This window comes from Janthinobacterium sp. BHSEK, assembly GCF_056174685.1.
Window position 1 is genome coordinate 1 of sequence record NZ_JBWBYV010000065.1, and the last position, 26,529, is coordinate 26,529.

Annotated in this window: 22 protein-coding genes; 9 read left to right on the forward strand and 13 right to left on the reverse strand. The window is 63.5% G+C overall.

Translation table 11 applies throughout. The features are described from left to right. Positions 1-617: alpha/beta hydrolase (locus AC0V2Y_RS21840; RefSeq protein ID WP_475418368.1), on the reverse strand; the 617-nt coding region annotated here is incomplete at its 3' end. Between the two features lie 100 nt (positions 618-717). On the opposite strand from AC0V2Y_RS21840, the gene AC0V2Y_RS21845 reads away from it, so the two are divergent. Then, on the forward strand, positions 718-3,957 hold the full coding sequence (locus AC0V2Y_RS21845; RefSeq protein WP_475413838.1) for a PAS domain-containing protein: 3,240 nt from the start codon (positions 718-720) through the stop codon (positions 3,955-3,957). Here the strand turns inward: AC0V2Y_RS21845 and AC0V2Y_RS21850 are convergent. The 4 genes from AC0V2Y_RS21850 to AC0V2Y_RS21865 are packed head-to-tail and all read right to left on the reverse strand — an operon-like array spanning position 3,951 to position 12,416. Next, positions 3,951-6,836, reverse strand: coding sequence for a hybrid sensor histidine kinase/response regulator (locus tag AC0V2Y_RS21850; RefSeq protein ID WP_475413837.1), 2,886 nt, complete (start codon positions 6,834-6,836; stop codon positions 3,951-3,953). The two genes, AC0V2Y_RS21845 and AC0V2Y_RS21850, sit on opposite strands and share 7 nt — an antisense overlap. Positions 6,837-6,843: 7 nt before the next feature. Then, positions 6,844-8,034 (reverse strand): hybrid sensor histidine kinase/response regulator, encoded by a 1,191-nt coding sequence (locus AC0V2Y_RS21855; RefSeq protein ID WP_475413836.1) that lies wholly within the window; start codon positions 8,032-8,034, stop codon positions 6,844-6,846. Next, a complete protein-coding gene (locus AC0V2Y_RS21860; RefSeq protein ID WP_475413835.1) occupies positions 8,024-8,905 on the reverse strand; it encodes a CheR family methyltransferase in 882 nt (293 codons plus the stop codon). The genes AC0V2Y_RS21855 and AC0V2Y_RS21860 overlap by 11 nt, the downstream gene beginning before the upstream one ends. A 28-nt stretch (positions 8,906-8,933) precedes the next feature. Beyond that, positions 8,934-12,416, reverse strand: coding sequence for a response regulator (locus AC0V2Y_RS21865; RefSeq protein ID WP_475413834.1), 3,483 nt, complete (start codon positions 12,414-12,416; stop codon positions 8,934-8,936). Between the two features lie 281 nt (positions 12,417-12,697). Here AC0V2Y_RS21865 and AC0V2Y_RS21870 point away from each other — a divergent pair, with 281 nt between their 5' ends. Then, positions 12,698-13,150: an Hsp20/alpha crystallin family protein gene (locus AC0V2Y_RS21870; RefSeq protein WP_475413833.1), complete on the forward strand. Its 453-nt coding sequence runs from the start codon at positions 12,698-12,700 to the stop codon at positions 13,148-13,150. Between the two features lie 80 nt (positions 13,151-13,230). Here AC0V2Y_RS21870 and AC0V2Y_RS21875 read toward each other — a convergent pair whose 3' ends face one another. Further along, a complete protein-coding gene (locus AC0V2Y_RS21875; protein ID WP_475413832.1) occupies positions 13,231-14,577 on the reverse strand; it encodes an MFS transporter in 1,347 nt (448 codons plus the stop codon). A gap of 217 nt (positions 14,578-14,794) precedes the next feature. Here AC0V2Y_RS21875 and cyoA point away from each other — a divergent pair, with 217 nt between their 5' ends. From cyoA to AC0V2Y_RS21910, 7 genes are all read left to right on the forward strand, one after another. After that, the gene (gene cyoA, locus AC0V2Y_RS21880) at positions 14,795-15,778 is read left to right on the forward strand and encodes a ubiquinol oxidase subunit II (RefSeq protein WP_230537640.1); all 984 of its coding nucleotides are present in this window, start codon (positions 14,795-14,797) and stop codon (positions 15,776-15,778) included. An 84-nt stretch (positions 15,779-15,862) separates the two neighbouring features. Further along, positions 15,863-17,866: a cytochrome o ubiquinol oxidase subunit I gene (cyoB, locus tag AC0V2Y_RS21885; protein WP_475413831.1), complete on the forward strand. Its 2,004-nt coding sequence runs from the start codon at positions 15,863-15,865 to the stop codon at positions 17,864-17,866. Then, entirely contained in the window at positions 17,859-18,497 is a 639-nt protein-coding gene (gene cyoC, locus AC0V2Y_RS21890; RefSeq protein ID WP_475413830.1) for a cytochrome o ubiquinol oxidase subunit III, read from the forward strand. Before cyoB ends, cyoC begins: the two co-directional genes overlap by 8 nt. Beyond that, on the forward strand, positions 18,494-18,880 hold the full coding sequence (gene cyoD / locus AC0V2Y_RS21895; protein ID WP_034788483.1) for a cytochrome o ubiquinol oxidase subunit IV: 387 nt from the start codon (positions 18,494-18,496) through the stop codon (positions 18,878-18,880). The genes cyoC and cyoD overlap by 4 nt, the downstream gene beginning before the upstream one ends. Then, positions 18,877-19,704: an SURF1 family protein gene (locus tag AC0V2Y_RS21900; protein WP_475413829.1), complete on the forward strand. Its 828-nt coding sequence runs from the start codon at positions 18,877-18,879 to the stop codon at positions 19,702-19,704. The genes cyoD and AC0V2Y_RS21900 overlap by 4 nt, the downstream gene beginning before the upstream one ends. Then, complete coding sequence (locus AC0V2Y_RS21905; protein WP_475413828.1) at positions 19,688-21,037, forward strand: ATP-binding protein; 1,350 nt, start codon at positions 19,688-19,690, stop codon at positions 21,035-21,037. The genes AC0V2Y_RS21900 and AC0V2Y_RS21905 overlap by 17 nt, the downstream gene beginning before the upstream one ends. Continuing rightward, a complete protein-coding gene (locus AC0V2Y_RS21910) occupies positions 21,027-21,563 on the forward strand; it encodes a response regulator transcription factor (RefSeq protein ID WP_034788474.1) in 537 nt (178 codons plus the stop codon). Before AC0V2Y_RS21905 ends, AC0V2Y_RS21910 begins: the two co-directional genes overlap by 11 nt. A gap of 12 nt (positions 21,564-21,575) precedes the next feature. Here AC0V2Y_RS21910 and AC0V2Y_RS21915 read toward each other — a convergent pair whose 3' ends face one another. The 7 genes from AC0V2Y_RS21915 to AC0V2Y_RS21945 all read right to left on the reverse strand — a co-directional run bounded on the left by AC0V2Y_RS21915 (position 21,576) and on the right by AC0V2Y_RS21945 (position 26,357). Then, positions 21,576-22,328: a hypothetical protein gene (locus tag AC0V2Y_RS21915; protein WP_475413827.1), complete on the reverse strand. Its 753-nt coding sequence runs from the start codon at positions 22,326-22,328 to the stop codon at positions 21,576-21,578. Positions 22,329-22,513: 185 nt separating this feature from the next. Next, entirely contained in the window at positions 22,514-23,008 is a 495-nt protein-coding gene (locus AC0V2Y_RS21920; protein ID WP_475413826.1) for an N-acetyltransferase family protein, read from the reverse strand. Further along, positions 23,005-23,373 carry a hypothetical protein gene (locus AC0V2Y_RS21925; RefSeq protein WP_475413825.1) on the reverse strand — a complete coding sequence of 123 codons (369 nt, stop codon included), beginning with the start codon at positions 23,371-23,373 and terminating at the stop codon, positions 23,005-23,007. The genes AC0V2Y_RS21920 and AC0V2Y_RS21925 overlap by 4 nt, the downstream gene beginning before the upstream one ends. A 159-nt stretch (positions 23,374-23,532) precedes the next feature. After that, a complete protein-coding gene (locus AC0V2Y_RS21930; RefSeq protein ID WP_475413824.1) occupies positions 23,533-23,898 on the reverse strand; it encodes a hypothetical protein in 366 nt (121 codons plus the stop codon). Between the two features lie 25 nt (positions 23,899-23,923). Next, a complete protein-coding gene (phnE, locus tag AC0V2Y_RS21935) occupies positions 23,924-24,724 on the reverse strand; it encodes a phosphonate ABC transporter, permease protein PhnE (protein WP_475413823.1) in 801 nt (266 codons plus the stop codon). Then, the gene (locus AC0V2Y_RS21940) at positions 24,721-25,533 is read right to left on the reverse strand and encodes a PhnE/PtxC family ABC transporter permease (protein ID WP_475413822.1); all 813 of its coding nucleotides are present in this window, start codon (positions 25,531-25,533) and stop codon (positions 24,721-24,723) included. Before AC0V2Y_RS21940 ends, phnE begins: the two co-directional genes overlap by 4 nt. 11 nt (positions 25,534-25,544) lie before the next feature. Continuing rightward, entirely contained in the window at positions 25,545-26,357 is an 813-nt protein-coding gene (locus AC0V2Y_RS21945) for a phosphonate ABC transporter ATP-binding protein (protein WP_475413821.1), read from the reverse strand. Positions 26,358-26,529: the final 172 nt, after the last annotated feature.

Here is a 26,529-nt window from a genome sequence, read left to right on the forward strand (position 1 = left end):
TGCGCGATGTCGCGTTCGCAGCTGGTCTTGATCAATTCCTTTTCGTGGCGCAGGTCGGCCAGGCCGCCCAGGCTCAGGATATTTTTTACTGGCAAGTAGGTGTCGCGGTACAGGGGGCTGGTCTTTGGCAGTTTTTCGCGGCCGGCGATCCATTGCACCAGCTGGCCGCCGGCCGAGTGGCCCATGGCGAGGATGCGGCGCGTGTCGATCTGGTATTCGGGCGCGTGCTGCTGCAGGCTGTCCAGGGCCGCGTGCATGTCTTCGTAGGTGCCCGGATAGCCGCCGCCTGGCTCGTCAACGCGGCGGTACTCGACATTCCACACGGCGATGCCTTGCGCCACGAGGGCGCCGGCCACGTTGCGCATCTGTTTGATGCCGCCGAAGGCCACCGTCCAGCAGCCGCCATGGACGAGCACGACGACGGGGAACGGGCCGCTGCCTTCGGGCTGGAACAGCTGCGCGTATTGCGATGGCGCGGGGCCATAGGCGATCTGCGCCGTGGGGGCGGGGCCGTTCAGGGCCAGGTAGTCGTCCAGGCTCATGGGGGCGGCGACGGCGCCGTGGACGGAGGCGAGCAGGGCGGTGGCGATCAGGGAGGACGGCAAGGAGGTAGGCATGCTGGGATTCGCTTGAGAAGAGAGCAACACTTTAGCATAGGGCCGCGTGGCCGCGGAGATCAAGCAACGCGCTGTTTTCCTCCTGCAAGAGCGTTGCCCCATGGTATATTTCGGCATCAGTTTTCCCCTTATCGACACGGTGCACGCAAACAACATTCTTTCCTTGCTGGACGCCGAGCATAGTGCGCTGGGCAGCATCGCGGCAGGCGCCGACCTGGCCCATGCTCTGGAACACTTGTTGCTGGCGCTGCAAGACCTGGCCGAGGGCGGCGCGCATGCCTGCCTCGTGCTCATCGACGAGGCCGACCGCTTTTGCGGCTTGTCCGCGCCCAGCCTGCCGCAAGACCTGTGCCTGGCCTTGCGCCACGGCGGCGACCAGCCGTCCCCGTTCGGCACGGCGGCCTTTTCCGGCGCGCCCGTGTATTGCGGCGACATCACGCGCGACGTGCACTGGAGCGCGGGACGCAAGGAAGCCATGCTGCACGGCTACCGCGCCTGCTGGGTCGCGCCCGTGTTTGGCGCCAAGGGGCATATCCTGGGCGTGCTGGGCCTGTTTTTCCAGGCGCCATGCCATCCCACGCAACCCGAAATCGAACTGCTGGCGCTGGCCGCGCGCGTGGCCGCGCATGTCATCGAGCGGGGCCAGCTGGAACAGGCGCTGCACGACAGCCGCGAACACTTTCATTACGCGATAGAACTCAACACGCAAGTGCTGTGGACGGCCGACGTCGACGGCAAGCTCGACTATGTGGCGCAGCGCTGGCGTGAATGGACGGGCGGCAGCGGCCTCGGTACCAGCTGGCTCGATGCCATCCACCCCGAGGACGTGCCCCATTCCCTGGCGGCGTGGAGCGAAGCGGTGGGCAGCTGCCAGCCTTTTGACGCGGAAATGCGCGTGCGCCGGCAGGACGGTCTGTACCGCTGGGTACATTCGCGCGCGTACTGCCGGCTCGACGAGCGGGGCAAGCCCGTGAAATGGTATGGCTCGTGCGAGGATATCGACGAGCACTGGCAGGCGCGCAATGCCTTGCTCGACAGCGAGGCGCAGTTCCGTTCGCTCGCCTCGACCATGCCCAACCAGGCCTGGCTGGCGCATGGCAGCGGCGCCACCTACTGGGTCAACGAACAGGTGTGCGAATACACGGGGCAATCGATGAAGTCGCTCGTATCGAACGGCTTTCGCCACTGCGTGCATCCGGACGACGTGCAGGCCACGCAGCTCAGCTGGGAACGGGCCGTCGCCACGGCCAGCGCCTACGAACACGAGTTCCGCTTGCGCCGCGCCAGCGACGGCGCTTACCGCTGGTTCCTGGCGCGCGCCTTGCCCCTGTTCGACGAGGCGGGGAAGGTGCTGCGCTGGGTGGGCACGAATACGGACGTGCAGGAACAAAAGAACGTGCTGGAAAAGATGGCCTACCTGAATTCCTCGCTGGAACTGGAAATGGCCAACCGCACGGCCGACCGCGACCGCATGTGGCGGCTGTCGACCGACATCATGCTGGTGGCGGACCTGGCCGGCATGATCATCGCCGTCAATCCCGCCTGGAGCAAGATTCTCGAGCGGCCGGAAATCGAATCGCTGGGCATGGATTTCATCAGCCTCGTGCATCCCGACGACCGCATGGCGGCCCTGCAGGACTTGTCGCGCCTGGCCCACGGCGCGCCCACCTTGCGCATGGAAAACCGCTACCGCCGGCGCGATGGCGGCTACCGCTGGATTTCCTGGACGGCCGTGCCGGCGCAAAAGCTGATCCACGCCATCGGCCGCGACGTCACCGATGAGAAAGAGGCGCGTCTGGCGCTGGTGCGCAGCGAGCAAGCCTTGTTGCAGGCGCAAAAGCTGGAATCGATCGGCAAGCTGACGGGCGGCGTGGCCCACGATTTCAACAACGTGCTGCAAATCATTTCCGGCAATTTGCAGTTGCTGAAGCTGACGGTGGCCGACAATCCGCAGGCGGCCAGGCGCCTCGATTCGGCCGCCTCGGCCGTCGAGCGGGGCGCCAAGCTGTCGTCGCAACTGCTGGCCTTTGCGCGGCGTCAACCGTTGAAGCCGCTGGTGACGGACCTGGGCCGCTTGCTGCGCCGCATGCACGAGCTGATCCGCCGCGCCCTGGGCGAGGCGATTGCCGAGGAAACCTTCATCAGCGAGGGTTTGTGGCATACCCTGGTCGACCCGAACCAGATGGAAAATGTGCTGCTGAACATGGCCATCAACGCGCGCGACGCGATGGACAAGGGCGGCCGCCTCACGTTTACCTTGAGCAATGTCACGCTCGACGCCGCCTATGCCAGCCTGCATGCCGATGTGCTGGAGGGGCAATATGTGCTGCTGACCATCACGGACACGGGCCACGGCATGGAGCGCGACGTGATCGACCAGATATTCGAACCCTTCTTCACGACGAAAAAGGAAGGCGAGGGCACGGGCCTGGGCCTGTCCATGGCGTACGGCTTCATCCGCCAGAGCGCGGGCCACATCAAGGTGCACAGCGCGCCCGGTGCGGGCACGACGTTTAAGATTTATCTGCCCCGTTCGCTGGAAAAGCTGGCCGAACCGCCGCCGGGCCTGACGGGCCCCGTGCTGGGCGGCGGCGAGACCATCCTCGTGGTGGAAGACGATGCGCCCGTGCAGCACACGGTGGTCGACATGTTGCGCGGCCTCGGCTACGACGTGCTGCATGCGGACGACGGCGCCTCGGCGCTGGCCCTGCTGGGCACGGGCGTGGCCATCGACCTGCTGTTTACGGACGTCGTCATGCCGGGTCCCGTCAGCAGCAAGGAGCTGGCGCAGCAAGCCAGGCTGCTGCTGCCCGAGCTGGCCGTGCTGTTTACCTCGGGCTATACGCATAACGCCATCATGCGGGGCGGGCGCCTGGACCCGGGCGTGGAACTGTTGAGTAAACCCTACCAGCGCGAAGACCTGGCGCGGCGCATCCGCCATTTGCTGGCCGACCGCCGCCTGGTGGGCGCGCCCGACCCGTCCGGGCGGCGCATCCTGCTGGTGGAAGACAATGACGATGCGCGCGAAATGACCACCGAGATGCTCAATATGCTGGGGCACACCGTGCACGGCGTGGCCAGCGCGGAGGCGGCCATGCCGCTCCTGGCCATGCCTGGCCTGGACGTGCTGGTGACGGATATCAGCCTGCCCACCATGTCCGGCCTGGAACTGGCGCGCCATGCGCGCGCGCACTGGCCGCAGCTGGACGTGGTGTTTGCTTCCGGACACGACTGGGGCGCCAGCCTGATGCAGGACGCCAGCGCGCGCTTCCTGCGCAAGCCGTTTGGCCTGGAGGAACTGGCCAACGCGCTGAAGGCGCGCCAGCTCGACGTCTACTGACCTGGCGGCAGCAAGGCCCGTTGCAATTGCTCGACGGTAAATGGTTTCACCAGAAAGCGCGCCTGCGGGTCCAGCACGCCGGAATTGGCGGGGGCATGGCCGGTGGAAAACACCACTTCCAGCTGCGGCTGCTCGCGGGCGGCCAGTTCGGCCAGCTCGGCGCCCGACATCTGCGGCAGGCTGATATCGGTCAGCAGCAGTTCCAGTCCCGGCGTGGCCAGCAGCGGCAAGGCTTCCTCTGCCGTGCCCACGGCCAGTACCGTGTGGCCGAGCATGGCCAGCAGTTCGCTCGTCATGGCGCGCGCATCGGCATTGTCTTCCACCAGCAGGATGTGCCTTCCCTCCGGCCGCGTCGGAGCGGGCTGCGGCGCCAGCTGCGCGCGGTACTGGTGCAGGGCCGTCACGTGGCGGCCATTGGCCAGCAGGTGGCGGATGCGCCGCGCCAGGTCCTCGCGCCGGTAAGGCTTGCTCAACAGTTCCACGCCCGGTTCCAATCGGCCGCCCTGCATGATGGCGTCCTGCGTGTAGCCCGAGGTAAACAAGACGGCCAGCTGCGGTAGCAGCAGGCGGGCCTGGCGCGCCAGTTCCGTGCTGGCCACCTTGCCCGGCATCACCACGTCCGTAAACAGCAGGTCGATGGGCACGCCGCTGCCGACGATGGCCAGCGCGCTTTCGCCATCGCTGGCGCGCAGCACGACGTAGCCGAGGCCGCGCAGCATGTCCACCACCGTCGTCTGCACCTGCACGTCGTCTTCCACGACGAGGATGGTTTCCTTGCCGCCCAGCACAGGACCGCCCAGTTGCAGCGGCAGTTCCGTTTCCGCTTCCAGCGAGCGCGGCAGGTAGATGCGGAAGGTGCTGCCGTGGCCTGGCAAACTGTCGACCGTCAGGTGGCCGCCGCTCTGGCGCAGGAAGCCGTACGCCATGGACAGGCCCAGTCCCGTGCCTTCGCCCTCGCTTTTCGTCGTGAAGAACGGTTCGAAAATCTTGTCCAGCAGCTCGGCCGGAATGCCCGTGCCCGTATCCGAGACGGCCAGCTGCACGTAGTCGCCAGGCGTGACGTCCGCATGGCGCGCCGCGTAGTCGCTGCCCAGCACGCTGTTGCTCAGTTCGATGGTCAGCTGGCCCTGGCCAGCCATCGCGTCGCGCGCGTTGATGGCCAGGTTGAGGATGACGTTTTCCAGCTGGTGCGGGTCGACCAGGGCGCGCCAGCAGTCGTCGGCCAGCAGCCAGCGCGTCTCGATGGTTTCGCCGGTGGCGCGCCGCAGCAGCTCTTCCGTCGAACGCAGCAGTTGCGCCAGGTCCGTCACCAGCGGCTTCAACGGTTGACGCCGCGCAAAGGCCAGCAACTGGGCCGACAGCTTGGCGCCCCGTTCCACGGCGGACGAGGCGCTGGCGATGCGCTTGGCGGCCAGCGGGTCGCCGTCCAGGGTCATCTGCAGCAGTTGCAGATTGCCCGAGATAATTTGCAGCACATTATTGAAATCATGGGCCACGCCGCCCGTCAGCTTGCCCAGCGCTTCGAGCTTTTGCGACTGCAGCAGGGCCATCTCGCTGTGGCGCAACGATTCCTGCATGCGGCGCAAGGTGCTTTCCGCTTCCTTTTCCAGGGTGACGTGGCGCCCCGTGGCAAACACCAGGTCGCCTTCGGTGGCCGCCACCCACGACAGCCAGCGGTGGCCGCCATCGCGGTGCCGGTAGCGGTTTTCAAAGCTGGGCATGGCTTCCCGCGATACTTGCGCCAGCGCCTGGCGCGTGGCGGCCGCATCCTCGGGCAGCACGAAGTCGAACAGGCTGCGGCCCAGCATTTCCTCGGGCAGCCAGCCCAGGATGGCGCCGGCGGCCGGGTTGACGGCGGCAAAGCAGCCGTCGGCATCGATGGCCACCATCAGGTCTTGCGCGCTGCGCCACAGCCGCTCGCGCTCGCTGTTGCGCGCGGCCAGGTCCGCTTCCAGCTTCTTTTCCACGGTGATGTCGCGCGCGCTGCAATACACCTTCTCGCCTTCGGGCACGGCCACCCACGACAGCCAGTGCCAGCCGCCCAGCTTGTGGCGGTAACGGTTTTCGAAGCGTAGCGCCGGCTGGCCCTGGTTGGCCGCTTCCCAGGCCGCATACGTGCGCGTCAAGTCTTCGGGATGGATCAGTTCAAAAAATTTCGTCGTGCGGATTTCTTCCGCCGACCAGCCCAGGGTGGCTTGCCAGGCGGGGTTCGAGTGCTCGAAATAGCCGTCGAGGTTGAGCACGCCCAGCAAGTCGGGGCTGACGTTCCAGGTGCGGCCGAACTCGCGCGTGCGCTCGGCCACCTGCGTTTCCATGCTGGCACTGAGGGCGCGCAGGCGCGATTCCGCCTGCGCCCGCAAGATGGTCGACCAGACCCGTTCCGACACTTGCACTGCCAGTTCGATCTCGTCCGCATGCCACAGGCGCGCCGCGCTGCTGTGCACGACGAACAGGGCCGCCAGCCGGCCTTCCTTGGCAATGGGAATGTTCAGGAAGGCGCGGATGTCCAGGCGCGTGAACGTGGCCAGCGCGGCCGGCATGGCCGTGCGCGGGTCGCTCGCCACATCGCTGACGGCCAGCGCCTGGCCGGCGGCCAGCGCATCGGCCAGGCGGGCGGCATAATCGCCGAGGAAATATTCGCCCGTGGCGCCCGGCGCCAGGCCGTCGCTCCACGCATGCTGCAGGGTGGGGCATTGCAGGGTCTGGTCGATATCGAAACAGGCCACTTGCTGGGCGCCCAGGCGCTGTCCCAGCAGCTGCGCCGACAGGGACAGGATCTCGCCCGTGTCTTGCAGCAGCCGCAGCCGGCGTTCCAGTTGCAGCAAGAAGGCGACGCCGCTGGCGCCGGCCTGGCTGCGGGGGGCGGGTGTGCTGCTCATGCGGGCCTCAGCTGCCGGCCAGCGGCAGGGTGACGCTGAACAGGGCGCCATTGCCGGGCTGGCTTTGCAGGGTGATGGCGCCGCCATGCGCATCGACCAGCTGCTTGGTGATGAACAGGCCCAGGCCCAGGCCGCCCGTGCGGTCCTGGTGCATGACGCGCTCGAAGGCGTCGAAGATGCGTTCCTGGTCGCGCGCGTTGATGCCGATGCCATGGTCGCGCACTTCGATGACGGCGCTGTTCTGCGTGTGCGCCAGGCTGATTTCCACGGGCTGCCCCTGGCCGTAGCGCACGGCATTGCTGATCAGGTTGACGACGATCTGCTCGACGCGGAAGGCGTCCCAGTAACCCTGGATGGGCTCGAAGGCCAGCACTTCCAGCACGCTGCCCGTGGCGGCCGCATACGGGCCCAGGTCGTCGGCCACGCGGCGCACCAGGCTGGTCAGGTCGACGGCTTCGCGGCGGATCGACAGCTTGCCGCTGGTGATGCGCGACACGTCGAGCATGTCGTCGATCAGGCGCACCATGCTGCGGATCTGCCGCCCGTCGCGCGCCACCATCTTGCCCAGCTTTTCAGGCTCGAAGGCGGCCAGGTTGCCCCGCTCGAGGTTGACGGTGCGCATCTGCGTCTCGAGGAACAGCGTGTTTAACGGCGTGCGCAGCTCGTGCGCCACCATGGACATGAATTCGTCGCGCAGGCGCAGCGAGCGCTGCAGTTCCGCCTGGGTGGCGCGCAGTTCCTTCAATAACGCTTCCTGCTGCTGGCGGCTGTGTTCGAGCGCCTGCACCTGGCGCCGCGTCTCGCTGCGCTGCTGGTGCAGGGCGACGAACACGTTGACCTTGCTTTGCACGGCATTGATGTCGAGCGGTTTGTGCAGGAAGTCGACGGCGCCGCTTTCATAGCCCTGGAAGGCGAAATTCATTTCCTTGCCGGCCGCCGTGACGAAGACGATGGGGATGTGGCGCGTCTTTTCCGTACCGCGCATCAATTGCGCCAGCTCGAAGCCATCCATTTCCGGCATTTGCACGTCGAGGATGGCCAGCGCGAAATCGTGTTCGAGCAGCAGGGCCAGCGCTTCTTCGCCCGACGATGCCTGGTAGACGCTGCGGTCGCTCTCGCGGATCAGCGCATTGAGCGCGCGCAAGTTTTCCGGCAAGTCGTCGACGATCAGCAGTTTGGTGCTTGTTTCATTCATCATGTTTCATTCCTGGCATGTGCCGTCCAGCGTAATGGGAAGCGGCGTGCGACGGCGCACGCTTGCGGTAGAGCTTTTCGGGACCCGGCAATGGCTCGAAGTCGGCGGCAAAGCGCGTGAAATGCGTGCTTTCCTTGCTGCCCAGGCCCAGGAAACCCCGGTGGCACAGCGAATCGTGGAACAGGCCCAGGGCCCGCTCCTGCAAGGTTTTATTGAAGTAAATCAACACATTACGGCAGCAAATCAATTGCGTTTCAATAAAAACGCTGTCCGTGGACAGGCTGTGGTCGGCAAAGTTGATCCTGTCGAGCAGGCGCTGCTGAAAACGCGCCGTGGCATGCTCGACCGTGTAGTACTCGTCCAGTTGGCCCAGGCCGCCCGCGGCCACGTAATTGGCGCCATACTCCTCGAGCCGGTGCAGCGGATACACGCCGCGCGCGGCCGTGGCCAGCGCCTGCGGATTGATGTCCGTGGCGTAGATCGTGCTGCGTTCGAGCAAGCCTTCCTCGTGCAGCACGATGGCCAGCGACAGCGCCTCTTCGCCCGTGCAGCAACCGGCCACCCAGATGGTCGGCGACGGGTAGGTCTTCAGCACGGGCACGACATGCTCGCGCAAGGCGAGGAAAAAGGCCGGATCGCGGAACATCTGCGTGACGGGCACGGTCAAAATCTGCAGCAGCCTGCCAAAGGCGGCCCCGTCGTCCAGCACCAGTTGCTGCAAGGCAGGCAAGTCGGCGCAATGGAAGCGCTCCAGCGCCTGGTTCAGGCGCCGGCGCTGCGAGGGCAGGGAATAGTCGCGAAAGTCGTAGCTGTAGCGCTGATAGATCGCTTCCATCAGCGCGTGCAGTTGCGCATCCGTGTAGCGCGGGAACATCAGCAACCTTCCATCGCGTGGCGTGGCATCAGATGCGTTCCATCTTCGGCATCCACACGCGCAGCAGCGAATACAGGCGGTCCAGGTCAATCGGCTTGGCCAGGTAGTCGGAGGCGCCCGCCTGCAGGCATTCTTCCTGGTCATTCTTCATGGCCTTGGCCGTAATCGCAATGATGGGCAGCTTGTTGTAGCGGCCATCGGCGCGGATCAGGCGCGTCGCTTCCAGGCCATCCATGCCCGGCATCATGACATCCATCAACACCAGGTCGATATCGTCCACGCTGTTGAGCTTGCTGATGGCTTCGAAGCCGTTGCGGCCGATTTCCACCACCACGCCTTTCTGTTCCAGCGCATTCGTCAGGGCAAAGATATTGCGCACGTCGTCGTCCACCAGCAAAATCTTGCGCCCTTCAAACACGCGCTCGCGGCTGCGTACCTGCTGCAGCATGCCCTGGCGCTCGCTCGACAGTTCAGATTCCACCTTGTGCAGGAAGAGGGTCACTTCGTCGAGCAGGCGTTCGGGCGAACGGGCGCCCTTGATGATGATCGAGCGCGAATACTTCATCAGGTCCGCTTCTTCCTCGCGGCTCAGGTTGCGGCCCGTGTAGACGATGACGGGCGGGAAGGAGCACAGCTCTTCATGCTCCATGCGTTCGAGCAATTCGTTGCCCTGGATGTCGGGCAGCTTCAAGTCGATGATCATGCAGTCGAAAATCTGTGTCTTCAGCAATTCCAGCGCCTGTTCGCCCAAGGCCACGGCCGTGATTTCCACGTCGTTGTCGCTGATCAGGTGCACCACGCTTTCGCGCTGGCGTTCGTCGTCCTCGACCAGCAGGATGCGCTTCATCTGCTGCGTGAATTTCGATTCGAGCTTGCGGAACACCTCCTTCAGCTGCTCGCGCGTGCGCGGCTTGGTGGCGTAGCCGATGGCGCCCAGCTGCATGGCTTCCTGGATCTGGTCGTTGCCGGAGACGATGTGCACGGGAATGTGGCGCGTCAGCGGGTTTTCCTTCAATTGCTGCAAGACCAGCAAGCCTGGGCGGTCCGGCAAGCCCATGTCGAGCAGGATGGCGTCGGGCAGGAATTCTTCGGCCAGGCGCAAGCCTTCGTCGGCGCCGTGCGCCACCAGGCAGCGGTATTGCATTTCATGCGCGAGGTCGAACAGGATGCCAGCAAACGACGGCTCATCCTCGATCACCAGCACGGAACGCTGGCCCGTCTTGGCCGGGGGCACGCTATCGCGGTCATCCTGGAAGGTTGGCAGCGGCACCGGCTTGGCGGCGGGGGCCGCCTTCGGTGCGGCGGCCGCGACTTTCGCGGGCGCTTGCGGCGCGGCGTGGGGTACTGCCGCCGCTTCCACCGTGCGTTCCGGCATGACGGCCGGCAGCACCAATGTAAACGTACTGCCCTGGCCTGGCGTGCTGGCCAGTTCGATGCTGCCGCCCAGCAAGGCGGCCAGGTCGCGCGAGATCGACAGGCCCAGGCCCGTGCCGCCATAGCGGCGGCTGGTGGTGCCGTCGGCCTGGTGGAAGGCGTCGAAAATCTTGTGCTGCTGGTCGTCGGCGATGCCGATGCCCGAATCCTGCACCTGGAAGCGCACCTGGCCGGCCGCATCGGCGCTCACGTGCAGCGACACGGTGCCCGCATCGGTAAACTTGATGGCGTTCGACAGCAGGTTCTTCAGGATTTGCTCGAGGCGCTGGCGGTCGCTGACGAAGGACGGCGGCGTGTCCGGCGCCACCTTGACGTCAAATACCAGTTTCTTTTGCTGCGCCTGGGCGCCGAACAGCATCCTCATGCTGCTGAGCAGCTCGTCGAAAGGCACGGCGTCCGGCGTCAATTCCAGCTTGCCCGCCTCGACCTTGGAAATGTCGAGGATATCGTTGATAAGGGTCAACAGGTCGTTACCGGCTGAATAGATGGTTTGCGCAAACGTCACTTGCTCGGGCGTCAGATTGCCGCTGCTGTTGTCTGACAGCAGCTTCGACAGGATGAGCGAGCTGTTCAGCGGCGTGCGCAGCTCATGCGACATGTTCGCCAGGAATTCGGATTTATAGCGGCTGGCCCGCTGCAGCTCGTCCGCGCGTGCTTCCAGCTGGGCGTGCGCCTGGCCGATGGCCATGTTCTTCTGGTCCAGCGACAGCGCCTGCACGGCCAGCTGCTCGTTCGACTGCTCCAGCGCCGCCTTTTGCTCTTCCAGGTGGGCTTGCGACTGTTCCAGCACGCGCGACTGCTCGCCCAGCTCTTCGTTGGCCGTGCGCAGCTCTTCCTGCTGCACTTCCAGTTCTTCATTCAATTGCTGCGTTTCTTCGAGTACATTTTGCAGGCGCTGGCGGTACAGGGCCGCTTCCAGCGAGGTGCCGATATTGGCGCCAATCAGGTTCAGCCATTCCTTGGCGCGGGCGCTGACGGGATGCGTAAAACCCAGTTCGATGACGCCGTTGACGACGCCTTCATTGTTGACGGGCGCCAAAACCAGTTCCAGCGGCGCGCCGCTGCCCAGGCTCGACGTCACGGTCAGGTAATTCTCGGGCACTTGCTGCACATGCTTGAGGCGCTTTTCGCGCGCCGTCTCGCCCACCAGGCCTTCGCCCAGCTTGAACACCTGTTTTTCCTTCACGCCCTGTTCGTTGAAACCGTACACGGCCGTGCGGCGCAGACTGCCATCCTCGTCGACGACGTACAGGGTGGCGACGGCCACTTCCAGCCGGTGGGCGAGGAAATCGAGCACGTGCCGTCCCAGCTGAGGCAGGCCCAGCTGGCCGCTCGTGTGGGCCGCCAGCTCCGTCTGTCCCGTGCGCAGCCATGCTTGCTCCTGCAGCACGTCGTTGTCCTTGCCGCGCTGCTCGAGCGCATCGTTATAGATATCGGACAGGCGCAGCAGCTCGCGCCGTCCCAGGTAGGCGAGCAAGCCGGACAATCCCAGGCTGAGGATCAGGAACACCACCACGGCCAGCATGGTGCGTCCTTCTGCCGAGTCGGCCCGCTCCTGGCGCAGGCGCTGCTCCATGGACAGGAAGGTGAGGAATTCGCGGCGGATTTCGTCGAATTCCAGCTTGCCTTCGCCTTGGCGCACGCGCGCGAGGAATTCCTGGTTGTTGCGGCGCTGGGCGATCACGGCTTCCGCGTACTCCATCCACTGGCCTTGCAGCGCGCGGATGCGGCGCAAGCGGTCCACCTGGATGGGGCTGTCGGAAACGAGCTCGAGCAGGGTGCTCATTTCCACGGCGATCTTTGCCTTGCCTGATTTATACGGCGCCAAAAACGTTTCATCGCCCGTCAGCAGATAGCCGCGCATGCCTGTTTCCAGGTCGACGGAGAGCTTCATGACCTCGTTCGCATTGCCGATCACCCGTTCGGAATGCTCGACCGAGCGCAGGGCCGACAGCAGGTAGGCGATCAAGCCGACAAACACGAGGGCCGTGACGACCCCGATAAGCAGCGGCAAGGTGACGTTGCGGGCGAGGATGCGGCGAAAGCTGAAGGAGTCGATCGGGGTCTTGGTATTCATCATGTCCGTGTAAGGCTGTCGCGAAAAAGTCAATTTTAATTGAAATGCAAGATTTCTTGTGGCCAAGCATAGCGTGCGCTAGCATAACAGCCTTGCGCCAAATTGCCGACTCGCAAGGCGGTGCAAAGCGCGCCAGCGCACAGATGATCTTCGGGGAAAATCAAGCTGGCCGCGATTGAGGCAGATCAAAGAGACAAGCGGTTCGCATCCTAAGATGCAGGAGGTGGCGGCGTCCCCGCGGATGACCGCCGTGTGCAAACCAGCCCTTGCAGGAGGACATCATGGCTAATCAATTGACCCGTCGCGATCCGCAAAACCCGCTGGCACGTTTCGACCCGTTCAGCGACATGGAAGATTTCATGCATGACTTTTTCGCGCCCGCCTTGCGCCTGCGCGATGCGGGTTCGTCACGCATGCGTGTCGACATTTCCGAAACCGAGCAAGCCTATCAGGTGCAGGCAGACATTCCAGGCGTCAACAAGGACGACATCAAGGTCTCCATCGACGGCAACCGCGTCTCCATCAGTGCCGAACTCAAGGATGAAAGGGTGACGCGCGACGGCGGCGGCAAGACCGTGCGCAGCGAACGCGAGTACGGCCAGCAATACCGCAGCTTCGTGCTGCCGCACGAGGTGGACGAGGCCGGTGCGCAGGCGCGCTATGAAAATGGCGTGCTGCTGCTGGAATTGCCGAAGAAGGAAGGCACGGGCGGGCGGCAGCTGGCGATACAGTAAGCCTGGCCGGGGCATGAAAAAACGCCGGACGGTGCCGGCGTTTTTTCAGTGCAGTGTGCGCTACACACACTATATATATGTCAGTCGCGGATTTCCAGCGCCCGGTTCAGGCTCAGGGCGGCCAGCGAGGCGACGGCGCCCGACAGCAGGTAGAAGCTGACATAGGCGAGGCCGAAGTTGGCCGACAGACCCAGCGCCACCAGCGGCGCGAAGCCGGCACCGACCAGCCAGGCCAGGTCGGACGTCAGGGCCGCGCCCGTATAGCGGAAGCGGGCAGGGAAGTTGGCCGTCACGGCGCCGGCAGCCTGGCCGTAGGACAGGCCCAGCAGGCTGAAGCCCACGAGGATGAACACGTCCTGGCCCGTATTGCCGCCGCCCATCAGGGTCGGCACGAAGGCGCTGAAGATGGCGATCAGTACGGCCAGCACGCCCAGGGTGGTGCGGCGGCCCACTTTATCGGCCAGCAAGCCGGAAATCACGACGCCGACGGCGGCCAGCACGGCGCCTATCATCTGGATTTGCAGGAAGTCCGGGGCCGAACGCGTCTGGTAGACGGAAATCCACGACAGCGGGAACACGGTGACCAGGTGGAACAGCGCATAGCTGGCCAGCGCTGCGAGTGCGCCGATCAGCACGTTGCGGCCCTGGCCGCGGCTCATTTCAAACACGCTCACGGGCTGCAGTTCGCGTTCGTCGAGCAGGCGCGCATATTCATTCGTCGACACCAGGCGCAGACGGGCAAACAGGGCGACCACGTTGATGGCGAAGGCCACATAGAAGGGATAGCGCCAGCCCCAGTCGAGGAAGTCTTCATCCGTCAGGCTGGTCAGCATGAACCAGAACAGGCCGGCGGCGATCAGGAAGCCGGTGGGCGCGCCCAGCTGGCCCAGCATGGCGTACCAGCCGCGCTTGTTTTCCGGCGCGTTCAGGGCCAGCAGCGACGGCAAGCCATCCCACGAGCCGCCCAGGGCCACACCCTGGCCGATGCGCAGCACGGACAGCCAGATGATGGCGGCAAAGCCCAGGTGGGAGTACGTCGGCAGGAAGGCGATGCCGGCCGTCGACACGCCCAGGAGGAAGAGGGCGAACGTCAGCTTGGCGCTGCGCCCCATGCGGCGCTGGATCTCCATGAAGATCACGGTGCCGAACGGACGGGCGATGAAGGCGAACGAGAAGATCAGGAACGCATATAAGGTTCCCTCCAGGCGTTCCTCGAACGGGAAGAAGACGCGCGGAAACACCAGCACCGAGGCGATGGCGTAGACAAAGAAGTCAAAGTATTCGGAAGCGCGGCCGATGATCACGCCGACGGCGATCTCACCGGGGTCGATATGCGATTCGACCGTGCCGGCCCCGCGTGCGTCGCGCAGGGAATGGGGGGAAAAGTCGGCGGGTACATCGCCGCTGTGTGTGCGCGTGCTGGACATGATGATCGTCTCCAATATCGTTTCGAGTTCGGCCAACGCGTAACTTACCCCGGGTGTCTCACGCCCGGAGCAGGACTATTCATTAGATAGTTGTAGGAGAAGTCCTCGACTACCAAGTGAAAGTCCGAGCAAGGGGTAGGACAAAACGTCCAATTGCCAGTGCGCTCCAGTGAGAATACAGTACCATATCTTCATCCCCTGTACTGGACTTTCCTGTATGTTTTCATTAAAAGTTCGTCGCGGACTGCTTCTTTTACCTCTCGCATTGTTGGCTGGTTGCAATACGGTGGTACTGAATCCGTCTGGCGACATCGCAGTTCAGCAAGGCAATCTGATTGTCATCTCGACATTGCTGATGCTGTTGATTATCGTTCCGGTAATCGCCCTGACCCTGCTGTTCGCATGGCGCTATAGAAAAAACAACACCGCGGCCAAATACGAGCCGGACTGGGACCACTCGACTCGCCTCGAGCTGATTATCTGGGGCGCGCCCCTGCTGATCATCATCGTGCTGGGCCTGCTGACCTGGATCAGCACCCACACCCTCGATCCATACCGCCCATTGAGCCGTATCGACGCCAACCGTCCCATTCCCGCCAGCCACAAGCCGATGATCGTCGAAGTCGTGGCCCTGGACTGGAAATGGCTGTTCATCTACCCGGAGCAAGGCATCGCTTCCGTGAATGAACTGTACGCGCCCGTCGATCGTCCGATCCGCTTCAAGATCACCGCGTCGTCCGTCATGAACTCCTTCTTCATCCCCGCACTGGCAGGTCAGATCTACGCCATGCCGGGCATGGAAACGCAGTTGAATGCCGTCATCAACAAGCCGGGTGTCTATAAAGGCTTCTCCGCGAACTACAGCGGTGCCGGTTTCTCGGGCATGCGCTTCAAGTTCCACGGCGTCAACGATGCGGACTTCGACAAATGGGTGGAATCGGCACGTGCCGGTGGCGGCGCGCTGAACCGCGACGACTACCTGTCGCTGGCCCAGCCTAGCGAACGCGATCCGGTGCGCCGTTACAGCGCCGTGCCTAACGATCTGTACAAGGCAATCCTGAACCGCACCATCGTTTCCGACGCCCTGTGCGTGACGCCGGTCGAGCCATACAAATTGACGATGGCAAAAAGCCCGGTAGCGGCCGTAACGGCAGTAGTCGCTAGCGATGCAGTGGTTGAAAAGGGCGTTCAAGCCAAGTAACGACTGCATGAATCCCGCAGCGCATTGCGCTGCAGATACTGGCGCCGCTTGCCTGGCGCCTCCCTTTTTTCTCTGAGAGTAACAATGCTAGACCATATTGATCTGACGAAGCTTATATTCGGCCGTCTGACTTGGGATGCAATTCCATTTCACGAACCTATCCTGCTGGTGACCTTTGCCATGGTCGCCCTGGGCGGTATCGCACTCGTTGCGGCACTGACGTATTTCCGCGTCTGGGGTACCCTGTGGCGCGACTGGATCACCAGTATCGACCATAAAAAAATCGGTATCATGTACATGATCCTGGGCCTCGTCATGCTGCTGCGCGGCTTTGCCGACGCGCTGATGATGCGTACCCAGCAGGCGATCGCCTTTGGCGACAATGCCGGCTTCCTGCCACCGCATCACTACGACCAGATCTTCACCGCCCACGGCGTGATCATGATCTTCTTCGTCGCGATGCCTTTCGTGACGGGTCTGATGAACTACGTGGTGCCGCTGCAGATCGGCGCGCGCGACGTGGCTTTCCCTTTCCTTAACAACTTCAGCTTCTGGATGACCACCATGGGCGCCGTCCTGGTGATGGCTTCGCTGTTCGTCGGCGAATTCGCCCGCACGGGCTGGCTGGCCTATCCGCCGCTGTCGGGCATCGTCGGCAGTCCGGACGTGGGGGTAGACTATTACATCTGGTCCTTGCAGATTGCCGGGGTCGGGACGCTATTGTCCGGTGTCAACCTGATCGCCACCATCGTCAAGATGCGCGCGCCTGGCATGACCTGGATGAAAATGCCCGTCTTCACCTGGACCGCGCTGTGCACCAACATCCTGATCGTCGCCGCCTTCCCGGTGCTGACGGCTGTATTGGCCATGCTGTCGCTGGACCGCGTTGCCGGCTTTAACTTCTTCACGACGGAACTGGGCGGCAACGCCATGATGTACGTCAACCTGATCTGGATCTGGGGTCACCCGGAAGTCTACATCCTGATCCTGCCGCTGTTCGGCGTGTTCTCGGAAGTGGTCGCCACGTTCAGCAGCAAGCGTCTGTTCGGCTACGCCTCGATGGTGTACGCGACCTGCGTCATCATGATCTTGTCCTACCTGGTATGGCTGCATCACTTCTTCACCATGGGTTCGGGCGCCAGCGTCAACTCCTTCTTCGGCATCACGACGATGATCATTTCGATCCCGACGGGCGCGAAGATCTTCAACTGGCTGTTTACCATGTACCGCGGCCGTATCCGCTTCGAACTGCCGATGCTGTGGACGATCGGCTTCATGGTCACCTTCACCATCGGCGGCATGACCGGCGTGCTGCTGGCCGTACCGCCAGCGGACTTCGTGCTGCATAACAGCCTGTTCCTGATCGCCCACTTCCATAACGTGATTATCGGCGGCGTGGTGTTCGGTGTATTTGCTGCAATTAACTACTGGTACCCGAAAGCCTTCGGCTACAAGCTCGACGTGTTCTGGGGCAAGTGCTCGTTCTGGTTCTGGTTCGTCGGCTTCTACCTGGCCTTCATGCCGCTGTACGTGCTGGGCCTGATGGGCGTGACCCGCCGTGTCAACCACTTTGAAGATCCGTCGCTGCAAATCTGGACCATCATCGCCTGGTTCGGCGCCGTCTCGATCGCGCTGGGCATCGGTTCCCTGCTGATGCAGTTCTATGTCAGTTTCCGCAACCGTCACGCCCTGCGCGACGTCACCGGCGACCCATGGGGCGGCCGTACGCTGGAATGGTCGACGTCGTCGCCACCGCCAGACTATAATTTCGCCTTCACGCCACAAGTGCACGAACTCGATGCATGGACTGACATGAAGAAACACGGTTACCAGCGTCCGACGTCCGGTTTCACGAAGATCCACATGCCGAAGAACACCTGGGCTGGTTTCGTGATCGCCGCACTGTCCGCACTGGTCGGTTTTGGCCTGATCTGGCAAATGTGGCTCGTCGCCAGCATTGGCTTCGTGATCATGATGGTCACCATCATCGTCCATACCTTTAACTACAAGCGCGATTACTACATTCCTGCGGAAGAAGTGGTCCGTACCGAAGACGCTTATACTAAATTGCTGAGCAGCCATGTCTGATACCATCGCCCATAACACCGGCGCCGCTGGCGCCGCACCAAGCACGCGCAGCTACTTTGTGCGCGAGCACCACCCGGAAAACGGCAGCCTGCTGGGTTTCTGGCTCTACCTGATGAGCGATTGCCTGATCTTCGCCTGTCTGTTCGCCACCTATGCAGTGCTGGGCCGCAGCTATGCGGACGGCCCGACGGGCGCCGCGCTGTTCGACCTGCCGCTGGTGGCCGTCAACACGGCCATGCTGCTGCTGTCGTCGATCACCTACGGCTTCGCCATGCTGGCCATGCAGCGCAAGCAATTGCGCAGCACCCTGGTCTGGCTGGGCATCACGGGCCTGTTCGGCCTGGCCTTCCTGTCGCTGGAAATGTATGAATTCATGCATCTGATCCACGAAGGCGCCGGTCCGCAACGCAGCGCGTTCCTGTCGTCGTTCTTTGCCCTGGTCGGTACCCACGGCTTGCACGTGACGTTCGGCGTGATCTGGCTCGTGACCTTGATGTTCCAGTTGAACAAGCATGGCCTGACCCCGGAAAACGGCCGCCGCATGATGTGCCTGTCGCTGTTCTGGCACTTCCTGGACGTCATCTGGATCGGCGTCTTCACCTTTGTCTACCTGATGGGAGTGCTGCCATGAGCGACCACCACACACACGGCGATAGCCACCACCATGACAACCACGATCATGGCAGCCTGAAAAGCTACGCCATCGGTTTCATCCTGTCGGTGATCCTGACGGCCATTCCGTTCTGGCTGGTGATGACGAAAGCCATCACCAACTCGGGCACCATGGGTCTGGTCCTGCTGGCGTTCGCGGCCGTTCAAGTGGTGGTGCACATGGTGTACTTCCTGCACATGAACACCAAGTCCGAAGGCGGCTGGAACATGATGGCGCTGATCTTCACGATCATGATCGTGGGTATCGCCATGGCCGGTTCCCTGTGGGTCATGTACCACATGAACCACAACATGATGCCGGATCTGATGCCTGAGTACATGCATACGAAAACGGCTCCATGATGAGTAATACGCGCCCAAGCAACACCGGGCGCGCCCCTGGCGCCGCATCGCAAGATGCCGCGCCAGGCCCACGCGGCATGGCTGTGCGGTATGCGCTAGCCTTGCTGGCGGGGATCTTGTTTGCCGGTTTCTGTGCCCTGGGCACCTGGCAAGTCAAGCGCCTGTTCTGGAAGCTTGACCTGATCGAGCGCGTCGAACAACGCGTACATGCGCCCGCAACGGACGCGCCTGGACCCGCAGCCTGGGTCAGCATCACGCCACAAACGGATGAATACCGCCACGTGCGACTCTCCGGTACCTATCTCCCCATTTTGAATACCCTGGTGCAGGCAACGACGGCATTGGGCAGCGGCTATTGGTTAATCACGCCCTTGCGCCTGACCGACGGCAGCACCGTACTCGTCAACCGCGGTTTCGTGGCCAAGCGCGCCGGCATCGCCGCCGGCACGCCGCCCGGCATCGTCGAGGTCGACGGCTTGCTGCGCGTCAGCGAGACGGGCGGCGGTTTCCTGCGTGAAAACAGTCCCGCCACGCAGCACTGGTATTCGCGCGACGTGGCCGCCATCGCCGCCTCGCACATGCTCACCAACGTGGCGCCGTATTTCGTCGATGCGAAGGAAAAATCGGAAACGGCCGTTGACGCCCCCGTCGGCGGCCTGACCGTGATCTCCTTCCACAACAACCATCTCGTGTATGCGCTGACCTGGTTCGCCCTGGCCCTGATGGTGGCCGGCATCACGTGGTGGATCGTGCGCGAGGACAAGCGCCGCCGCGCGCGCCGTAGCGCCGCCACGCAAGAAAGCGACCATGCCGGGCAGGATTGAAATCCTGCCCAACCGCGAAGTACTGGAGCGCGGTACGGTGGCGGCCGAGATGGAACATCCGGCCGGCCACCAGAACATGAAGCTGCTGATCCAGCTGCGCTGGCTGGCCGTGATCGGCCAGATCAGCACCATCTTCGGCGTGGGCGTGGGACTGGGCATCGCCTTGCCCGTGCCCTACATGCTCGAAGTGCTGTCCTGCCTGATCGCCTTCAATCTGGCCAGCCTCTTGCGCTGGCACGAACGCCAGCCCGTTTCCAATACGGCCCTGTTTCTGGCCCTGCTGGTCGACGTCACCGTGCTGACGGCCCAGCTCTACCTGAGCGGCGGCATCAGCAACCCGTTTGCCTTCCTGTACTTACTGCAAGTCATCCTCAGCGCCGTGCTGCTGGAAGTGTGGTCGACCTGGATCATGGTGGCCATTACCAGCCTGTGCCTGGCCGGCCTGGCCTTGCTGCCGGGCCCCCTGATCCTGCCGATCGACCCCGAACGGGGCTTTTCCAGCCTGTACGTGCAGGGCCTGCTGATCTGTTTTATTTTGAACGCCGCCTTGCTGGTGGTGTTCATCACGCGCATCAACCGCAACCAGCGCGCCGGCGACGCCAAGGTGGCCGATTTGCGCCAGCGCGCGGCGGAAGAAGAGCACATTATCCGCATGGGCCTGCTGGCCTCGGGCGCCGCGCACGAGCTGGGCACGCCGCTGGCGACCTTGTCCGTCATCCTCGGCGACTGGCGCCGCATGCCGGAACTGAGCAAAAACAGCGAATTGCTGGAAGAAATCACGGAAATGCAGGCGCAATTGCAGCGCTGCAAGAGCATCGTCAGCGGCATTCTGTTGTCGGCGGGCGAGGCGCGCGGGGAATCTTCCGTGAAAACGACGATCAATACCTTCCTCAACGACCTGGTCGACGAGTGGCGCAGCAGCCGCCCGATCCAGGATTTCGAGTACGATAACCGCATCGAGCACGACGTGCCCGTCGTCTTCGATTCGACCCTGAAACAAACCATCTGCAACGTGCTCGACAATGCGCTGGAAGCGTCGCCCGAGTGGCTGCGCTTCGAAGCGACGCGCGAAGCGGACGCCCTGCACCTGGTCGTTACCGATGCGGGCCCCGGCTTCGAGCCGTCGATGCTGACGCACCTGGGCAAGCCATATCAAAGCAGCAAGGGCAAGCCCGGCGGCGGCCTGGGTCTGTTCCTGGTGGTCAATGTCGCGCGTACCCTGGGCGGCACGGTGACGGCGCGCAACCGGGTGCAGGGCGGGGCGGTGGTGCACCTGGCCTTGCCGCTGGCGGCCATCAAACTGGAAAGAGAAAGCGACCACCATGCAGGATGACCGTCTGTTACTGATCGTGGAAGACGATGCCGCGTTTGCCCGCACCCTGGGCCGCTCGTTCGAACGGCGCGGCTACCAGGTCATCCTGGCCACCAATTTCGACGAGGCGAGCGCCTTGCTGGAGCAGCATTGCCCCGACTACGCCGTCGTCGATTTGAAACTCAATGGCAATACGTCCGGCCTGGCCTGCGTGCAGATGCTGCACCAGCACGACCCGGAAATGCTGATCGTCGTGCTGACGGGCTACGCCAGCATCGGCACGGCCGTCGAAGCCATCAAGCTGGGCGCCTGCCAGTACCTGGCGAAACCGTCGAACACGGACGACATCGAAGCGGCCTTCGGCCATGTGGCCGGCAACGCCGACATCGAACTGACGAATCGCGCCACCAACATCAAGACCCTGGAATGGGAACGCATCCACGAAATGCTGGCCGAGACGGATTTCAATATCTCGGAAACGGCGAGAAGGCTGGGCATGCACCGGCGCACCCTGGCGCGCAAGCTGGAGAAGCAGCGGGTCAAGTAGACATTTCGGTAGTCACTGCGCAGTGTGGTCGTTCTCGAATGTCAGTTCGATCGTACTGTCGTCGCTCCAGTCCTGCTCCCGCAACGGCGGCGTGAACGACGAGCCGCTGAATGGCACGGGCGCGCTTTTGCCGTTGAAACTGATCGTCGCAGCCGTGATGCGCCGCCCCTCGGCAAAGCTGTAGGTGCCTTTCTGCGACACAAAATTGCAGGGCCCGCCCATTGCGCTCATCATGGTGCGCATGGCGAAAGGCAAGGTATCCTTGTCGATGGCCCAATGGACTTCGCAGGCCAGCCGCAAGTCGCCCAGACGGCGCAGCGTGTCGCTGGTCGCCGGGCTCCTGACGTAGGGAATCCACCTGACCGAGCCCGCCTTGCGGTTCACTGTCAGCTCGGCCTTGTCGTACAGCGGACCCTGTCCGACGGGCAAGCTGAAGATATTGCGCTCCTCCAACGGTATCGCCATGCCCGCCTCGTCGCTTTCCAGCCTGAGCGCGATGCCATGCATGTCAACGTCGGCACGGCGCGGCTCCAGGATGAATTTCAACTCAGTGCCGGGCGCCAGCGCATGCTTTTCCTCGAAGCGTTCGACGCCCTTGAGCATGGCACTGTAGGGCTTCCAGTCCGGATCCCGCATGCCTTTTACGTTGACGGACGCCGCCGCCTCCTGGCTGGCCTGTTCCGCGGCTGGTTCCGTATCAGCGCAGGCCTGCGCCGCAGCACCGCACAAACACAGCAGAAGCCCCGCTCTTTTAATGGCACGCATACCCGATCTTTCTATTCATCAATGAAAACGTGAGTGTAGAAAAAAACACAGGGACGAGCAGGTTTTTAAGACAGAGCGTCAATTGGGATGAATGAAGTGCTTGAAACCGCTGTTTTCCCGGATTCGATGGCAAGATATCGCATAGCCGCCGGACTGGCCGCCGGATACATAACAAAATAAGGCCATTATGCCGGCACCCGCCACTCCATCTTCTGCACCTGAATATGCGGATGGCTTTCCAGCGCTTCCCATTCCGGCAAGAACACAAAGCCCTGTTTCTGATAGAACGCTGCCGCGCGGGCATTCTCGGGCGCGACGTCGAGTACCAGCCGGGAATGGCCATTGTCCACCGCGCATTGTTTCACGGCGTCGACCAGGCCTTGTGCCACGTCCAGGCCGCGATATGCGGACTGTACCCACATGGCGATCAAATGGCACTCGCCATTGCCGGCCACCACTTGCGCGGCCAGGCCGATGGCTTGTTCTCCATCAAAGGCAAGGAAAAACGTGCGCTGCGGCGTGCTGACGGCGCGCTGCCGCCAGTCGGCATCGGAAAAACGGGCCGCGCTGGCGTGGCTGGCGCCAAAGGCCGTGGGGGCATCGAGCAGCGCGGCCAGGCGCGTGGACTTCAGCGCCGGCCAGTCGGCGGCGCTGGTGGGGCGGATGATGATGCGGTTCAAATCTGTGACATTTCTTCACTTGTGGGCACGGCCGTGGACGAGGAAATCTTCTTGTACGCTTCCGCCAGCATCTTGACGGTCGCCACGTCGTTCACGCTGCGCGCCTCGATGACTGTCTCGCCCGCAGCGATGGTGACGTCGCCGTTCGCATAGCTGGCGGGATAGCGCCGCTCGGTGATCTTGTTGGTCAGCACATTGCGCGCGTAGCGCAGCGCCACGAGCCGCTCGCCTTCCTGCCTGATGACGACATAATTGGGCACGGTGGTGCGTTCCAGTTTCCAGGTTCCAATAAAGTCTTCGACGGGGGCGGCGGCGGCGTGCAGCGAGCAGCAGGCGGCGAGGGCGCCCAGGAGCAGTTTTTTCATGGTGTTGACAGCCTATGCAAAAGTGGCCTGCGGTGCAGGAAAATACGTCACATATGCTTGAATGGCGTGGCGCTACGCTCCATGCGTCGCCCGCCATTTAAGTATTTGGCAATATTAACAGGTACGCGGGCTTGCGCATTCGTATTTGTTGCGTGCGACCTAAGATTGGTCCCACACTTCAATGCTCAGCAGTTGCCCGGGCGTGCACGCGGCAATACGCTGCGGATACACGGTAATGCTGCCGGGCCAGCCCGTCAGCTGATCTTGCGGAAACTCGCCCTCCTGCGCTTCGGCGATGCCCGCCAGCAGCAGGGGCGCGATGACGCCGGCCTGGGCCGTGTAGCGGTTGGGAAAGCCGTTGAAGGCCAGCTGAGTCGCCTTGCCTTGCTGGCACAATTGCGCGATCCAGTCGGCGCCGAACAGGCCCGCTTCCCAGCTGGCGAGAAACGCATCCTTGTTGACTTTCGTCATATCGGCCATTTGCTCCGGCGTTTCCGTCGAGATAATCGTCCACCAGCCTGACATGGGTATTCCTTGTGAAAAGTGAAAATTAACGGGTCATGGCGCGGCGCAGCAGGTAGCTGAGGCCATCGACGGCGGCCACCATCAGCAGCATGGCGACGATGACGGTGGCGGCGTTCTGCATCTGGAACAGCGACAAATGGTACTTCAGCATCTGCCCCAGGCCGCCCGCGCCGACGACGCCGAGGATGGCGGCGGCGCGGATATTGTTCTCCCAGCGGTACAGGGTGTAGGACATCATCTGCGGCCCGCACTGCGGCAAGGTCGCGTACAAAAAAGCCACGGCGGGGCGGGCGCCGTTGATGCGCAGGGTGGCGGCCGGCAAGGGCGGGCAATTTTCAAAGGCATCGGCAAACAAACGGCCCAGCACGCCCACCGTGTGCAGGGCCAGCGCCAGGGTGCCTGCGAACGGGCCCAGGCCGGCGGCGATCAGCAGGATCGAGGCCCACACCAGTTCCGGGATCGAGCGCAGCACATTCAACACGCCACGCGTGGCGTTGCGCGCCAAGTGACCAAAACGGCCGCTGGCGGGCAGGGCCAGCAGCGCGCCCAGCAGGGCGGCGATCACCGTGCCGATGGCCGACATGGCCAGGGTTTCGAACGTGGCCACGCCGACTTTCATCAGGAAGGGGCTGGCCAGCTCGGGCGGGGCGAAGCCGTGCAGGAAATCGGCGCTCGTGCGCACGGCGTCGGCGCTGAAGAATTCTCCCCATTTCAGGGGCAGGGTGGCGAAGCTGGCGATGACCAGCAGCACTAAACCGGCCAGCAAGGCCCAGGTCGACCAGCGCACGGGAGGGGAAACCGGGAGCATGGATGTGTCGCCCTTCATGCCAGCCTCCGGCGCAGCATGGCGGACACGGCATCGGCGCCCGCCACCAGCAGCACGAACACCATCAGCATGGTGGCCAGCTCATTGCCTGCCATCATCTTCATCGATTCATCCATGCGCTGGCCCAGGCCGCCCGCGCCGACAAACCCCATGACGACGGAGCCGCGGATCGCGCATTCCCAGCGGTAGATCGTGTACGACACCAGTTCGGCGGCCGATTCGGGCAGGGCGCCGTACAGCAAGGCCTTTAATCTGCCGCTGCCGTTGTGCAGTAAAGCGTTGCAGGCGGACGCATCCGACGATTCGAGGATTTCCGCGTACACCTTGCCCAGCATGCCGCAATACGTGAGGGCGATGGCGATCACGCCGGCCGTCGGCCCCAGTCCCACGATGCGCACCAATAACAATGCCCACACGAGTTCAGGCACGCTGCGCAGCAGCACCAGCAGCGCGCGCACGCAATGGCGCACGCTGGCGGCCAGCGGCGACACCTGGCCGGAGCCGATGCGCGAAATCGACAAACGCTCCGTCACCAGCAAGGTCAAGGGGATGGCCCCCAGCATGGCCAGCGCCATGCCTGCCGTGGCCATGGCGATGGTTTCCCAGGCGGACGTGGCCACCAGTTGCAAAAATTCCGGCGTGTGGGCGGGCGGCACGAAGCTGGAAATAAACTGCCAGGTGGCCGCCAGGCTTTGCGCATCCCAGAGTATCCACGGCTTGAACTCGGCCTGCACCAGCATCGGCCACAGCACGAGCAGGACCACGACCGTGATGGCCAGGCGGCCGCGCCAGGCGGGATCGCGCGGCATGGCGGTATTCTTCAGCAAAGGGGCCTCGCGGCGTCCAGTTGCGCTGCGACCGATTCGAACTGGGGCGCAGGATCGGCCTCGTTGCGGTACAGTTCGGCGATCATGGCGTCGCTGACCTCGGAGCCAGGCAGGTCGAAGACGATCTGGCCGTCGCGCAAGGCGACGATGCGCGTAAAGCAGGCGCGCGCGATGTCCACCTGGTGCAGGCTGCAGATCAGGGTGGCGTTGCGCGCCGTCGCTTCCGCCTGCAGCACATGGATCGTCCGCAAGGCCAAGGTGGGGTCGAGCGCGGACAGCGGTTCGTCGACGAGGAAGAGTTGCGCATCCGACACGAGCGCGCGCGCCATGCCGCAGCGCTGGCGTTCGCCGCCGGACAGGCGGTCGACCCTGGCGTACAGCTTATCCTGCAGATTGAATTTACCTAAAGCCTCCCACGCGGCGCGCGGATCGACGGGTGCCAGCAGCGAGCGGATGGCCGTCCACAAGCTCCATTGCGGCAAGCGGCCCGCCAGCACGGCGTTGACGACGCGCTGGCGCGGCGGCAGCGGCGGCGTTTGCGGCGCCAAAAACAGGCGCGCGCGCAAGGCGTGGCGTTCGCCGTTGGCAAGTTGCCAGGGAGAACTGCCGAGTATGCTCAAGCTGCCGGACTCAGGGCGCAGCGCGCAGGCCAAGGTGTGCAGCAAGCTGGTCTTGCCGGCGCCGGAAGGGCCGATCAGGGCGATCTGTTCGCCCTGGGCCACGTCCAGGTCCACGTCGCGCAGGGCCAGCGCACTGCCGGCGGCACCCGCGTGGTGGACGCAGACCTTGTGAAGTTGGAATGTCATGCGATGTTCGGTGTGGGGGGGGCGGTGGTGTGTCGGATGACGCCATGCGACGGCAGCGTAGGTCGGATTAGGCCGGAGGCCGTAATCCGACAACATTGTTGGCATTATCGCTTGTGTCGGATTACGCGGCTTTGCCGCTAATCCGACCTACGATAAAACGCGTCGACGTCGT